The organism is Desulfobacter sp. (genome assembly GCA_028768525.1).
Lineage (GTDB): Bacteria > Desulfobacterota > Desulfobacteria > Desulfobacterales > Desulfobacteraceae > Desulfobacter.
The window spans coordinates 2,811,427-2,824,942 of sequence record CP054837.1; the positions used below are offsets into that span (position 1 = coordinate 2,811,427).

The 13,516-nt window shown below is 57.1% G+C and carries 13 protein-coding genes and 2 riboswitches; of the genes, 3 read left to right on the top strand and 10 right to left on the bottom strand.

What is annotated here, in order from left to right:
- Window positions 1-61 precede the first annotated feature (61 nt).
- From HUN04_12805 to HUN04_12845, 9 genes are all read right to left on the bottom strand, one after another.
- Window positions 62-1,255: a YibE/F family protein gene (locus HUN04_12805; protein WDP90523.1), complete on the bottom strand. Its 1,194-nt coding sequence runs from the start codon at window positions 1,253-1,255 to the stop codon at window positions 62-64.
- Window positions 1,256-1,304: 49 nt separating this feature from the next.
- Window positions 1,305-2,897 (bottom strand): alkaline phosphatase, encoded by a 1,593-nt coding sequence (locus tag HUN04_12810; protein WDP90524.1) that lies wholly within the window; start codon window positions 2,895-2,897, stop codon window positions 1,305-1,307.
- A 143-nt stretch (window positions 2,898-3,040) separates the two neighbouring features.
- Window positions 3,041-4,300 (bottom strand): phosphomethylpyrimidine synthase ThiC, encoded by a 1,260-nt coding sequence (gene thiC, locus HUN04_12815; protein WDP93279.1) that lies wholly within the window; start codon window positions 4,298-4,300, stop codon window positions 3,041-3,043.
- Window positions 4,301-4,335: 35 nt separating this feature from the next.
- Window positions 4,336-4,980 carry a thiamine phosphate synthase gene (gene thiE / locus HUN04_12820; protein ID WDP90525.1) on the bottom strand — a complete coding sequence of 215 codons (645 nt, stop codon included), beginning with the start codon at window positions 4,978-4,980 and terminating at the stop codon, window positions 4,336-4,338.
- Window positions 4,964-5,518 (bottom strand): sulfur carrier protein ThiS adenylyltransferase ThiF, encoded by a 555-nt coding sequence (gene thiF, locus HUN04_12825; GenBank protein WDP93280.1) that lies wholly within the window; start codon window positions 5,516-5,518, stop codon window positions 4,964-4,966. The genes thiE and thiF overlap by 17 nt, the downstream gene beginning before the upstream one ends.
- Window positions 5,519-5,534: 16 nt before the next feature.
- The gene (gene thiH / locus HUN04_12830) at window positions 5,535-6,668 is read right to left on the bottom strand and encodes a 2-iminoacetate synthase ThiH (protein ID WDP90526.1); all 1,134 of its coding nucleotides are present in this window, start codon (window positions 6,666-6,668) and stop codon (window positions 5,535-5,537) included.
- Window positions 6,669-6,685: 17 nt separating this feature from the next.
- Entirely contained in the window at window positions 6,686-7,447 is a 762-nt protein-coding gene (locus HUN04_12835) for a thiazole synthase (protein ID WDP93281.1), read from the bottom strand.
- A gap of 8 nt (window positions 7,448-7,455) precedes the next feature.
- The gene (gene thiS, locus HUN04_12840; protein WDP90527.1) at window positions 7,456-7,653 is read right to left on the bottom strand and encodes a sulfur carrier protein ThiS; all 198 of its coding nucleotides are present in this window, start codon (window positions 7,651-7,653) and stop codon (window positions 7,456-7,458) included.
- A 245-nt stretch (window positions 7,654-7,898) separates the two neighbouring features.
- Window positions 7,899-8,004: riboswitch (TPP riboswitch) on the bottom strand.
- 136 nt (window positions 8,005-8,140) lie between these two features.
- Window positions 8,141-8,332, bottom strand: coding sequence for a hypothetical protein (locus HUN04_12845; protein WDP90528.1), 192 nt, complete (start codon window positions 8,330-8,332; stop codon window positions 8,141-8,143).
- Window positions 8,333-8,497: 165 nt separating this feature from the next.
- Between HUN04_12845 and HUN04_12850 the strand changes: the two genes are divergently transcribed.
- Window positions 8,498-9,151 (top strand): HD-GYP domain-containing protein, encoded by a 654-nt coding sequence (locus HUN04_12850; GenBank protein WDP90529.1) that lies wholly within the window; start codon window positions 8,498-8,500, stop codon window positions 9,149-9,151.
- 11 nt (window positions 9,152-9,162) lie between these two features.
- Here HUN04_12850 and HUN04_12855 read toward each other — a convergent pair whose 3' ends face one another.
- Window positions 9,163-10,716 carry an adenylate/guanylate cyclase domain-containing protein gene (locus tag HUN04_12855; protein ID WDP90530.1) on the bottom strand — a complete coding sequence of 518 codons (1,554 nt, stop codon included), beginning with the start codon at window positions 10,714-10,716 and terminating at the stop codon, window positions 9,163-9,165.
- Between the two features lie 95 nt (window positions 10,717-10,811).
- Window positions 10,812-10,979: riboswitch (cobalamin riboswitch) on the top strand.
- 98 nt (window positions 10,980-11,077) lie between these two features.
- Between HUN04_12855 and thiC (HUN04_12860) the strand changes: the two genes are divergently transcribed.
- Both thiC (HUN04_12860) and cobT read left to right on the top strand, forming a co-directional pair.
- A complete protein-coding gene (gene thiC / locus HUN04_12860; GenBank protein ID WDP90531.1) occupies window positions 11,078-12,382 on the top strand; it encodes a phosphomethylpyrimidine synthase ThiC in 1,305 nt (434 codons plus the stop codon).
- Window positions 12,383-12,392: 10 nt separating this feature from the next.
- On the top strand, window positions 12,393-13,454 hold the full coding sequence (gene cobT, locus HUN04_12865; protein WDP90532.1) for a nicotinate-nucleotide--dimethylbenzimidazole phosphoribosyltransferase: 1,062 nt from the start codon (window positions 12,393-12,395) through the stop codon (window positions 13,452-13,454).
- The last annotated feature ends 62 nt before the right edge of the window (window positions 13,455-13,516 follow it).

Genomic DNA, 13,516 nt, shown 5'->3' on the forward strand with positions numbered 1-13,516 from the left:
TTAAAAGGCAGCCACATTACCACCTAAAAGGCGAAAGATAAAGAAAGTTTAATGCACTTTTTCATTCCGGCGGATCTATCTGCCCGGCGGATTTAACAATTTTCTTATTCTTTGTGAAAATTTTCTTAAATTCAACGCCGTTGATTCCGCACAGCAGCACCCCTGCAATACAGGCTGTAACCGGTGCAACCATCAGCAGCCCCATACTGCCGATCAAAACCCTGAAGATCTCGGCGGCCACCAGTTTCATATTCAGAATCCGGGTAAAACTCGTCCCCTGGGAGACAAAGACCATGAGCATGGTCAGGCAGCCCCCGGAATAGGCTAAAAGCAGGGTGGTGGCCATGGTGCCGATCACGGCCCGCCCCACGGTAAAGCCCGAACGGATGAGTTCCCCCAGAGTCATGTCCGGCCGCTTGACCTTGATCTCCTTCATGGAGACACTCACATCCATGGCAATATCCATGGCAGCGCCCGAGGCCCCCAGCATTACGGCCGCGTAAAAGATATGCCTAAAGTTCAAGCCATACCCCCCCTGGACCAGCATGGTGGCGGCAAAGGGCTGGGTCATCCCCCCCAGATTCAGCTTGTCCCCGAAAAAGAGGGTAAACACAAGGGTGATGCCAAGGCCGCACACCGTTCCCAAAAACGCAGCCACGGCATGACGGGTAAGGCCTGCCACGGAGAACACAATCACCATGGACAAAAGTACCAGAACGGCCAGGCTCAAAGGCAGGGGCGCCGCCCCCTTTAAAAGACTTGGAATATAGAACCACCAGAGCACCCCCAGGGCGGCCAGAAAAGAAACCAGGGCCTTGATCCCTATGCCCCCGGAATAGGCCACCAGGGCCAGGGCAAAAAGGACAAAAAGGGCAAACTCCCATCCCTGTCGAAAGGTATTTACGGCCCGGGCATCAATGATCTCTCCTTCTTTTACATGGATGGCGGTTAGAATCCTGTCCCCGGGCACATAAATTTCATCCATTTCAAGCTGCCCGTTCAGATGGTTGACGGCCTCAACCTGAAGGCCTTTGAATGGACCGGAATGGATGACCACCACCGCCCGCTGTATGCCCACGGCACCGGCACCGGCCTGGAGGATTTCGGAATTATCAACGGAGAGGACCGTCCCGGAAAGCTCCTGGACATTACCGCCCCTGCCGGCTTGGGGCCGGCCCGGCCACCAGGCAAATACCAATAGTGCCAGGAGTGCCAGGATGAAGCCGGTCTCCGCGATTCTTTTGAATTGTTTCATTGGGAGAAAAGACGGAGGGCGGAAAACCGCCCCCCGTTTTCAGGATTCCCTAGTTTTTACCGGCGACGTTTTCAGTCAGCCCGTAGGGAATTTTGGAGTATTTTTCATTGGGGCCGAAGGTCTCGCCCAGCAGCGCCTTGGAAGCCCCGGTCTCAACGGAGGAAAGTGCCGCTCCCATGGCTTTTGCCATGATCCGGGGAACGTCCGTATTGTCCCGGAATCCCATGAAATCGTCGGCACCCGGGCCGATGGCGGACAGAGCGATGACGGAGGAGGTGTGGACATAGGAGGTCCAGGAAATCCGGGCCCGCTCGGAGACCAGGTGGGCCACGGCGATCATGGTGGGGGTATAGGCATACCCGTAAGTGATCTGTTTGTCCGCCTCAAGGGTCTGGTTCCGGTCTTCGGTTTCCATGGCAGCGGTGAGCTTGGCCAGCTCTCTTTCATTGAGACCGGTGAGACCAAAATTCTCAGCCACATAGGACAGGTAGGCGGCCCGGCGTTTTTCCACTTCGGGGTAGTCCTTGATCATCTTGGGATAGACATACATGAGCACATCTTCCGCGGAGGCCTTGACCTTCAGCAGTTCATCCAGGTTCAGGAAATAACCTTTGGAATCCAGGCTGATGCCCATGGCCATGCCGCCGGTTTCGTGGTCGGCGGCCACAACGATGAGGGTCTCTTCGGGGTGGGCTTTATAAAATTCATAGGCTTTGGCAACGGCGGCGTCCAGGGCCAGGGTGTCGTAGATGGTGCCCGAGGCGTCGTTGCAGTGGGCGGCATAGTCGATACGGCCGCCTTCAACCATGAGGAAAAAGGGCTTCTCCTGGGCGGCAAGCAGTTCAATACCCTTGGCGGTCAGCTCGGAGAGGGCCGGCATGGGGTTGGTCTTTTCCGTGGAATTGATCCGGTCGATCTCCATGCCCAGGGCGCTGTAGGAGAGGGGCGCCAGGATCCTGTCGCCTTTTTTGGGCTGGTAGGCGCGGAATTCATCCCGGGCCTTGTCGCCGATGAAGGTTTTATACCCCTTGGCCTTGAATTCCGCCACCAGGTCCCGGCCGTCTTTCCGCTTGGATTTCAGACCCTGGGCATTGCCCTTGGCCACAAAGTGGCGGAAACCGCCGCCGGCCAGGTAGTCGAACCCGGAGTTAAGCTGATCCACGGCAATTTCATTTTCATTGCCCCGGCTCATATTGTGGGCGGAAAAGGCCGCCGGGGTGGCATGGGTGATCCGGGTGGTGGTGGCCAGGCCCACGGCATAGCCGGCATCCCGGGCCGCTTCGGCAACGGACTTGATGTTGGTGCCGTCGGGCAGCTTGCCCACTATCCCGTTGGTGGTTTTAAACCCGCAGGCCAGGGCGGTGCCGCCGGCTGCGGAATCGGTGATCATGGTATTGTCGGAATGGGTGGTGACAAGGGCCGACACCGGCAGGCTGTTCATCACCAGTTTGGCATCGGGATTCTTGGTCTGGATTTTATGGAAATACTGGGCGGACTGACGCTGGGCCGGCCCCATGCCGTCACCGATGAAATAAAAGACATACTTGGGTGCAGCAGCGGCCATGGCAGCCGATGCGACGAGAATAAAGCTGGCAGACAGCAGCGCAGCTTTAAGCATTTTCTTGCCGTTTGGATTGAACATGTGATTTGTCTCCCTATTCTTTTTTAATTTTTCGGCGGCCCGGGGCCTGTCCCGGGCCGCCGAAGAGAGACTATATCCTTTCCCTTAAGGGGAAGGTCAATCAGAAAATACTAACATAATTCTAATATAATCCTAACATATCATTAGAGAATACCTTCCACCCGCTTCACCGCACAGAAATCCCCGCACATGGTGCAGACGCCCTCCTTGGACGGCTGGGAGCTTTCCTTGTAGGCCCGGGCCTTTTCAGGATCCAGGGAAGCGGCAAACTGCCCCTCCCAGTCCAGGTCCTTCCTGGCCCGGCTCATGGCAAGGTCCCTGTCCATGGCACCGGGAAGCCCCTTGGCCAGGTCCCCGGCATGGGCGGCAATCCTGGAGGCCATGATCCCTTCCTTCACATCATCGGCCGAAGGCAGGCGCAGGTGCTCGGCCGGGGTGACATAGCAGAGAAAGTCGGCCCCGTGCATGGCGGCCAGGGCCCCGCCGATGGCCGAAGTGATATGGTCGTAGCCCGGGGCGATGTCCGTGACCAGGGGGCCCAACACATAAAAGGGGGCGTTGTGGCAAAGTTTTTTCTGGAGTTTCATGTTCATCTCCACCTCGTGGAGGGGCACATGGCCCGGCCCTTCGATCATGACCTGGACATTCCGGGCCCAGGCCCGTTTGGTCAGTTCCCCCAGGGTGATCAATTCCTGGATCTGGGGGGCGTCGGTGCTGTCTTTAACGGCACCGGGCCGCAGGCCGTCGCCCAGGCTGATGCAGATATCATGGGTTTCGCAGATGTCCAGGAGGCGGTCAAAATATTCATAAAAGGGATTTTCCGAGCCGGTTTTGACCATCCATTCGTATAGAATGGCCCCGCCCCGGCTGACAATCCCGCAGAGCCTGGGGTTGTCCTTAATGATCCTCGCCGCCTTGAGGTTGAGGCCGGCATGGATGGTCACAAAATCAATGCCGTTTTCCCCGTGGATCTCCACGGTTTTAAACCAGTCGTCGACGGTGAGCGCCTCCACATTCTTTCCCGTACGGGTAAGGGTATCGTAAATGGGCACGCTGCCGATCATCACCGGCACCTCCGCCACCAGCCGTTTCCTGAAGGCTTCGGTATCCCCGGACACACTGAGGTCCATGATGGAATCGGCCTTATATTTCAGGGCCAGCTTTGCCTTATTCATCTCCCCGTCAAAGGAACAGACATCCTTGGACACCCCGAGATTCACGTTGATCTTGGTTTTCATCCCCCGGCCCACCCCGGCCGCCCGGATGGAAAAATGGTTCTTGTTGGCCGGAATGGCAATGGACCCGTCGGCCACCCCGGCCATGAGGTCTTGTTTTGAAATATTCTCGTCTTCCAGCACCTCTGCCATCCGGGGGGTGAGAATTCCCTTTCTGGCCGCATCCATCTGGGTGGTATATGTTCTTGTTTCAGTCATTTCGCCTATGCTCCTAAAATTTCTCTAATTTCCTTGATTCTTGCCTGAATGTCCCGGGCCCCGATGATTTCCGTCACCAGACAGATGGTCCCGGCCCCCCGGCCGGCAACGGATTTAATATTGTGCCGCTTGATGCCGCCGATGGCCACAAAGGGAATACTGTGATTTTCCGCCACATGGGCCAGGTAGTCAAAGCCCACCGGGTCGCAGACATCTTCCTTGGTCCGGGTAGAAAAGATCGGCCCCACCCCGATGTAATCGGCGCCGTCCCTGACGGCCCGGGCCGCCTGCTCCGGGGAATGGGTGGAGCATCCCACCATGAGATGGGGCGCCAGCTCTTTCACCGCCCTTACCGGCAGATCCTCCTGGCCCAGATGGACCCCGTCGGCCCCCACCATCATGGCGATGTCCAGAAAGTCATTCACAATAAAGGGGACACCAGCCGCTGAGGTGATTTTCCGGATTTCCATGCACTCGGCCAGCATATCCCGCCGGTCCTTTTTATGGGCCTTTTCCCTGTATTGAAGGATATCGATGCCGCCTTCCACCAGGAGGCGGGCCGTTTCCACATTGGACCGCCCCAGGGAAAAGGCCTCCCCCAGGATGCCGTAAATCCCCTTTGGGAAAACGGGTTTACCTGTTTTTGTCATGATTATCTCCCTTATTGATTTCATCCATTGCCGCCCCGGCCATCATGGCCGCAATCACCGCCACCTTGGGCGGAAAGAGCGGGGCGTCGTCAACATCCGTGGCAAAATCGCCCACAATGGTGCAGTTCCCTATCTTCCGGATCAGGATCCCGCTTATCTCCCTTCCGGCAATACCCGAGGCGGAAACCACGGGGATGCCCTGGCCGGCCAGTTCCTCCACCAGGTCTTTTTTGGCCCGGGCATGGTCAAAGCCTTCCACCACCAGGCCGCAGCCCCGGAACAGGGACGGGCAGTCTCCGGGCATGATCCGTTGCACCACGGCCTCTACCTCAATCCCGGGAGAGATGCGCCTTAAATTTTCCTCCAGGCAAAGGACCTTGGGCCGCCCCACCTGGTCCGTGAAATAAAACTGGCGGTCCAGGTTGGCATCCTCCACCCGGTCAAAATCCACGATTTTAAACCGGGTCATCCCCGACTGAACCAGGTGCCGGGCCACGTTGGAGCCGATGCCACCGGCCCCTGCGATGCCGATGGTCAAATTGAAATCCTTCATCCTAAAAGATCTCCCAATCTTTAAATACGGGCTGGTATCCGCTCTCCCGGATCATTTGGGTCACCTGGTCCACACTCCTTGTATCGGTGATGTCAAACTGCACCGTCGTATCACAATTTGTGCGTTCCGGATTACGCACCGTATAGCCCCCCACATCGGTTTTGGACCCGGCGGAATACCTAGTGGCCCCCAGATGGATGAGCCGGTCCCGGAACTGCGCCGATTCCCGGGTGGAAATATTGATCCCCAGCCGGGGCATAAAGAGCCGCCAGGCCAGCATGGTCTGGACAAATCCCGCATCATCCAGCAAATGGGCCGGTGCCATTCCCCCGTCCACCGGATTCATCCTGGGCAGGGAAAGGGAGACCTCCACATCGGGAAACTCCCGCTCCAGATACCGGGCGTGGATCCCTGCCATAAAGGCCTCGGCCTTTGGCTCTCCAATGCCGAAAAGGGGGCCGATATTCAATGCCCTGAACCCGGCCCTGGCCCCCCGCTCAGGGGTGAGCAGCCTGAAGGCATAATCCGACTTGGGGCCCTTGGGATGGACCGATTTATAAAGCCCCTGCTCGTAGACCTCCTGGTAGACGGTGAGGGAATCGGCCCCGGCCCGGCACAGCCGGCGGTAGGCCTCTTCTTCCATGGGGAACATCTCCAGGGCCACCGATGAAAAATACCGGGTCAGCAGGGATACGGTATCCTCAAGGTAATCCATGGGGGTCTTGGCCGGGGCCTCGCCGGTGAGCACCAGGATATGGCGGATGCCCAGATCCGCGATGGCCTTTGCCTCGGCTTCAATCTCTTCCAGGCTCAGTTTCGTCCGGGGGAAGCCGGTTTTGGCGTTGAACCCGCAATAGGTGCAGTGGTTGGAACAAAAATCAGAAATATACATGGGGGCATAAAGCCCGATGGTCCGGCCGAAATACTGGAGGGTCAGCGTCCTGGCCTTCTGGGCCATGGGCTCCAGGAATCCTGCGGCGGCAGGAGAAAGCAGATTAAGCAGGTCATACTCGTTCAGGCGGTTGATTTCACCGGCCTTTGCCAGACTTGCCCCCACATCCCGGTCCGTCACCCCGTCAAAATACCCCGCAAAATCAAAGTCCTGGTATTGGTTCGCAATTTCAAAAAAAGACATGGCCTATCTCCCTGTGATCAGTTCCGCAGAAACCCGGTTAAGGGAGAGGAGGCGCTGGCCCCGGCCTGGGCGCCGGCCAGCCCGCAAAGGCAGGCCATGCGCCCGGCCGCCACCGCCTTGGCAAAGGCCCGCCCGGCAAGGGCCGGATCCTGGGCCGTGGCAATGGCCGTATTCACCAGGACGGCATCGGCTCCCATTTCCATGGCCTCGGCCGCCTGGGAAGGCTTCCCGATGCCCGCATCCACAATCACCGGCAGTTTTGAGGTATCAATGATCCGGCGGATCATGGCCTTCATCTCAAGCCCGGCGTTTGATCCGATGGGTGCCCCCAGGGGCATAACGGCTGCGGCGCCGGCATCGTGGAGCTGCCTTGCGATATTGATGTCCGCCATTACATAGGGAAGCACCGTGAAGCCTTCCCTGGCAAGGATCTCTGTGGCCTTTAAGGTTTCATAATTCTCCGGCAGCAGGTATTGCATATCCTGGATCACCTCTATCTTGATGAAATCCCCGCAGCCGGCCGCCCGGGCGATTCTTGCGATGCGCACGGCCTCCTCGGCGGTCCTGGCGCCCGAGGTATTGGGCAGCAGGGTCACGGTATCCGGGATATGGGAAAGGATATTCTCCTGGTCCGCCCCGGGGTCCACCCGCCGCAGGGCCACGGTGATCATCTGGGAGCCAGAGGCCTCCAGCATGGGTGCAATCAGGGTTTTTGAAGCAAACTTTCCAGTCCCCGTCAACAGACGGCTGGAAAAGGTCTTGGGTCCAAGTGTCAGCAGATCTTCCATCATCCTCCTCCCACAAAATTAAGCAGTTCAATGGTGTCCCCTTCCCGCAGGGGGGTAAGGGGCCAATTGTCCTGCTTGATTACAGACAGATTATGTTCAATGACCAGGGACGAAGGATCAACGCCCCGCTCATGAACCAGGGCCAGAAGATCCGTCTGATCCGTCTCGACAACGGATCCGTTCAGGGTAATTTTCATAACACCTCCGGCAGTTAATGATTATCAACCGGGGATGCTCTGATGGATTCACACAGGCAGGCGATCAAGAAGATCGAGTATCGGATGGAACGCGGAATTGAATTTATAAATTCAATGCTCGGCGTTCCTGATTTGATTAAAATTTGGCCAGATACAAGGCGCGGACACAATTCGAAACCGGAGCGTACATGTGTACGTGAGGATTTCGGGTTATGGCCGCAACGAAGTAGATGGGTGAATTTTAATTCAATCAGATCACACTTTCCCTACGTCGGTACTAACCGCATCAGGTTCCAAGGGTTGAAGGACCGTTTTCCTTCTCTCAGCAAGGATGCACCCCCAGTGAACTGCCGCACACCATAAACCAAAGGAAAATGAATGTCAAACGCAAACTGAAATATCAGATATCAGGGAAAACATAAAAAACCGCGGCATCTCCAAGAATGATCTGCCGCGGCTTTGAAAGAACGATTGACGTTATCAGACGCTACACATGCCCCCCGAAAAATCCTGGAGCCACATTTCTGGAACTGGCCCAGGACACACTGGGCACGGCCTCTTCGATACTGTAGGCCACAGACTCAATACAGGCCTGGCGGCTCTCTTCGCCTTCCCTGACCAGATTACGGCATTCACCGTCACACGTTCCGCTTATATCTCTTGAAGGTATACTTGACATTTTATTTACCTCTTTTATTTGAATTTTCCGCCGGTTGCATTCGGCTGCATGGGCAAGAATATAATCACGCATAAAATGTCAGTCAAGCCTAATATTTATTGACATTATATTTTTTAACCCGTATAACCCCAACCTGATTAACTATAATGAAGGAATTCAAAACCAATGAAAGACAACGAAGCCGGCCAGTCCAAAAAGAATATTGCCGCCCGGGTGCTTCACCAGTTCTCAGAATCTTTGGGCAATGCCATAGACGCCAAAGACCCCTTTACCCGCCTCCACTCCGAAGAGGTGGCCGAAGTTGCCCATGCCATTGCCCTGGCCATGGGGCTTGATCCCGCAGATGCCGACCTTATTCATGTGGCCGGCCACCTCCACGACATCGGAAAAATCGGTGTGCCCGATCACATTCTCCAGAAAAAAGGCCCCCTCACCGACGGGGAATGGGCATTCATCCGGCGCCACCCGGATATGGGGGCGGATATTCTCCGTCCGGTGGAAGCCCTGTCCCAAAGCGGGATTGTGGACATGGTCCGCCACCACCATGAACGGTTTGACGGCGCCGGCTATCCGGCCGGGCTGAAAGGAAAGGAGATTCCCCTGGGGGCCAGAATCATCTCCCTGGCGGATTCCCTGTCAGCCATTCTCCAGAACCGCCCCTACCGCCCGGCACGGGTCTTTGATGAGGCGGTTGAGGAAATCATCAACTGCAGCGGCACCCAGTTCGACCCCAGGGTGGTCACCGCCTTTCTAAGGGTTCAGGATAAGATCCGGTCCATCATCCGCTTTCTTGGGCCCTGCCGCCTGGATGTGGCCTGATCTAAAAGGAATCATGTATGAAGGCCCAAGGAATAGACCTGCACCGGCTCTTTTTTGCCCCGGACCCGGGCTTCGGGCATGGCTGAAAATTCATACCGGCCTTCCAGCGCCTCCTTCACGGCTTGGGAAACCAGTATATCTGTTCCAAACCGCTTGTTCAGGTCCTGAATCCGGGAGGCCATGTTCACGGTATCGCCGATGAGGGAATAGGTTGACCGGTATGCACTGCCGATATTGGCCGCCAGCACCGACCCGGTATGAATGCCCACCCCGTGGGCGATGGGTGGCATCCCTTTGTCCTTAAACCGCTTATTGAGCAGGTCCATCCGGCTGCGCATTTCCAGTGCCGTCTTTACGGCGGCGGCTTCATGTCCCTCTCCGGCGACCGGCGCGCCGAAGACCGCCTCCACCTCATCCCCGATGAACTGCAGAATCAAGCCCCCGTTCCTATCAATCACCCTGGAAATTTCATTAAAATAAGAGTTAAGCATGTAGATGAGATCCTTGGCCGGGGTCACCGCCACCAGGGGGGTAAAATTCCTCAGATCCGCAAACAGAATCGTTGCCTCTTTGCGCTCCCCGTCAAGGGAAACCCGGCCGGACAGGATTTCATCCCTTATCCGCCGGTCCACATACTTGCCGAAGGTATCCTTGATCAATTCCCGCTCCATGAGCCCGCGGTTCATGGAATTGAGCATTTCTCCTGCAAATCCGATCTCATCGTTGGTGTATACCTTGGCCTTTTGGGAGAAATCCCCTTTTTTCGCATGTCCCATGACACGGATAATCTCAGCCACCGGCCGCTTGAGGTGGTGGAGCACCAGCAGGGAAAGCAGAATGGAGACCACCATAAAAATGGAACTTTCCATGACAATAGTCTTTTCCAGTTGCTGAACCATGGCCGCCATACCGGCCTTATCCAGGCCGGACACATTGCCCAGCCGCTGTATGGTCAGATGGACAAAGGTCAGGGGCACCAGGGAAACGGCAAACAGCAGGGCAATAAACCTTACCCTCAGGCTGATGGAGACCACGCCGTCCACCTTGGACAGGTCCCCCTTGGGGAAAAACAAAGGCACCCGGGTATGCTGGGAGACATGCTCCACCCAGAAAAATGCCAGGGCAACGGTTATCAGCCCGCTCCCCAGGCCCAGCCGGATACCGCCAGGCGATCCGGCCTTCCAGAACAGGAAGGACCCGATGCCCCAGGCCACCGCATCAATCATGACAATAAAAAATGGTTCGTTGAGCACCATTCTCCGGGCGCGGTCGAGCAAGGCCGGTTCCACGGGCGTACCGGTGTGAAAACCGGCGAGGCATTTGCGAATGGACTGTTCATACCAGACAGTCAGGGCGGAAAGGATAATCGCACAGGCCGCCCCGTAGGACAAATCAAGATAAAGCACCCTGGCCAGCAGTTCCTCAGAGGCATCCCCGGCCCGGTTTTTAAAAAACACATTGGTCATCCAGTCGCCCACAAGCAAGGCCAGGGCATTGCCCAGGAGCACCTCATTGGCCACATAGATCTTGTAAAATTTATTTTTGATAAACCTGTTTTGATCCATAGCTTCAGAAATATTGATCAACTCCCATGATTTGTAAAGCATTTTAGCACAAAATTATTGACCTCGGGTCTCATCGGGTGTAGATCTTTTCACTGAAATTATAGCGGATCTCCGGCCAACGGAACACGGTGAAATTCCGTGACGGTCCCGCCGCTGTGATGGGAAATATCGGTTCTGCAATGCCACTGGACGTATCCCCGGGAAGGCGCAGAACGGATCTAATGCCCTAAGTCAGAAGACGAGCCGGATATCCTTAGCAGTGGAACCTGATGGTAAAGGGTTTTGTAAGACTGTATGTCTTGCAGAGCCTTTTTTTACATTCAGGCCTGCAGGGCAGCATGTTTAGCGAGGAGACTAAATCATGACAACCCAGCTCGAATACGCCCGCCGCGGCGAACTCACCAAAGAAATGACAATGGTGGCCGAAACCGAAGGCCTTTCAACCGATTTCATCCTGGACAAAGTGGCCAGGGGAGAAATCGTCATTCCCTGCAACCCCAACCGCCCCGGCCAGATCGTCAGGGGCATCGGCACCGGCCTTCGCACCAAGATCAACGCCTCCATCGGCACCTCATCTGACATCTGCGACATCGATCAGGAAATTGCCAAGGCAAAGGCCGCCGAAGAAGAGGGGGCGGACACCCTGATGGAGCTGTCCGCAGCCGGGGACATGGATGCCATCCGCCGGGCGGTTCTGGCCAACACCAATTTGCCCGTGGGCAACGTGCCCCTTTACCAGGCCTTTAAGGAAACCATCAAAAAATACCGGAACCCGGCCAAGCTGGACCCCGAATACCTTTTCGACCTCATTGAAAAACAATTGGAAGACGGGCTTTCCTTCATGGCCATTCACTGCGGCATCAACCTGTACACCATCGAGCGGCTGCGCAAACAGGGGTTTAGATACGGAGGACTGGCCTCCAAAGGCGGCACCTACATGGTGGCATGGATGGACATCAACAAAAAGGAAAACCCACTGTACGAGCAGTTCGACCGGGTCTGCGCCCTGATGAAGAAATATGATGCGGTACTCTCCCTGGGCAACGGCATCCGGGCCGGGGCCATCCATGACAGCCACGACCGGGCCCAGATGGCGGAAATGATCATCAACTGCGAACTGGCCGAACTTGGCCGGGAGATGGGCTGCCAGATGATGGTGGAAGGCCCGGGCCATGTGCCCCTGGACGAGATTGAAGGCAATATCATGCTGGAGAAACGGATGTCCGGCAACGCTCCCTATTACGTTCTGGGCCCAATCCCCTGCGACACCGGCGCCGGGTACGACCATATCACCGCCGCCATCGGCGCCGCTTCATCGGCCCGTTACGGTGCCGACCTCATCTGCTACATCACCCCGGCGGAGCACCTGGCCCTGCCGGGCGTGGCCGATGTCCGGGAAGGGGTGAGGGCCACCCGCCTGGCCGCCCGCATCGGGGATATTTCCAAATACCCCGACCGCCGGGAAAATGAAAAACAGGCCGCCCTGGCCCGCCGGGACATGCGCTGGGACGATCTTGAAAAATACCTGCTCTTCCCGGAAGTGGCCAATGCCATCCGCCGGGAAAGGACGCCGGAACAAAAAGAGACCTGCACCATGTGCGGGGACTTCTGCGCCATGAAAAAAGGCATGGAAGTCTTTGAAAAGGATATAACCCACAAAAAATAGAGGTAAACCTATGTCACTGCTGGAACAGACCATCAATGCCATCAGCCCCACCCTTAACGAAGCGGTGCTGGCCCAGGCAAAACAGCGGCTGGCCGACCAGGCCAAACCCGCCGGCAGCCTCGGGGTCATGGAGGAAATCGGTGCCCGCCTGGCCGCCATTAAAGGCACCATTGACGTACACCTGACCAACAAACGCATCATCACCTGTGCCGGGGACCACGGCGTGGCCGAGGAAGGGGTCAGTGCCTTTCCCGCCGAAGTCACCCCCCAGATGGTGCTCAACTTTGCCGGAGGAGGGGCATCGGTAAACGTCATCGGCAACCATGCCGGCGCCGTTGTCAAGGCCGCTGACATCGGCGTCAATTTTGACTTTGACCCGGAACTGCCCATTTTCCACAAAAAGGTGCGCAAGGGCACGGCCAATTTTACCAAGGAGCCGGCCATGACCCGGGAGGAGGCCATCGCCGCCATCGAAGCCGGCATTGAGATTGTGGAAGAACTCCATGCTGAAACGCCGGTGGATCTGCTGGGCACAGGAGACATGGGCATTGCCAACACCACCCCCTCCACAGCCGTCATCGCTGCCTTCTCAGGGATTCCCGTGGAAAGCCTTACCGGCCGGGGCACCGGCATCGACGATGCAGGCCTGGCCAACAAGATCGCCGTGATCCAGAAGGGCCTGGACCTGCACAGGCCCGACCCCAACGATCCCCTGGACATCCTCTCCAAGGTCGGGGGCCTGGAAATCGGCGGCCTGGCCGGCCTGGTGCTGGGCGCGGCCGCCCGGTCCATCCCCGTGATCTGCGACGGCCTTATCTCCACGGCCGGGGCGCTCATCGCCTGTGAACTGGCCCCGGCGGCAAAGCAGTATCTCTTCGCCTCCCACAAATCCGTGGAAATCGGCCATAAATACATGCACGACCGCCTGGGGCTGGACCCCCTCATCGACCTGCGCTTCCGCCTGGGCGAAGGCACCGGTGCCGCCGTCTGCATGGAACTGCTGGACCTGTCCACCCGTATCCTGGCCGACATCAAAACCTTTGAAGAGGTGGGTGTCACCCAGGGCAGTTAAACCAACCGCCCGCAAAAATACAAACGCCCCGGTGCAGCCTTCTGCACCGGGGCGTTTGTATT

Coding starts and splice junctions, on each gene's coding strand:
- HUN04_12850 (WDP90529.1), top strand. CDS start 8,498: ATGAAAGACAACGAAGCCGGCCAGTCCAAAAAGAATATTGCCGCCCGG.
- HUN04_12810 (WDP90524.1), bottom strand. CDS start 2,897: ATGTTCAATCCAAACGGCAAGAAAATGCTTAAAGCTGCGCTGCTGTCT.
- thiE (WDP90525.1), bottom strand. CDS start 4,980: ATGACAAAAACAGGTAAACCCGTTTTCCCAAAGGGGATTTACGGCATC.
- HUN04_12805 (WDP90523.1), bottom strand. CDS start 1,255: ATGAAACAATTCAAAAGAATCGCGGAGACCGGCTTCATCCTGGCACTC.
- HUN04_12855 (WDP90530.1), bottom strand. CDS start 10,716: ATGGATCAAAACAGGTTTATCAAAAATAAATTTTACAAGATCTATGTG.
- thiC (WDP90531.1), top strand. CDS start 11,078: ATGACAACCCAGCTCGAATACGCCCGCCGCGGCGAACTCACCAAAGAA.
- cobT (WDP90532.1), top strand. CDS start 12,393: ATGTCACTGCTGGAACAGACCATCAATGCCATCAGCCCCACCCTTAAC.
- thiC (WDP93279.1), bottom strand. CDS start 4,300: ATGGATGCGGCCAGAAAGGGAATTCTCACCCCCCGGATGGCAGAGGTG.
- HUN04_12845 (WDP90528.1), bottom strand. CDS start 8,332: ATGTCAAGTATACCTTCAAGAGATATAAGCGGAACGTGTGACGGTGAA.
- thiS (WDP90527.1), bottom strand. CDS start 7,653: ATGAAAATTACCCTGAACGGATCCGTTGTCGAGACGGATCAGACGGAT.
- thiH (WDP90526.1), bottom strand. CDS start 6,668: ATGTCTTTTTTTGAAATTGCGAACCAATACCAGGACTTTGATTTTGCG.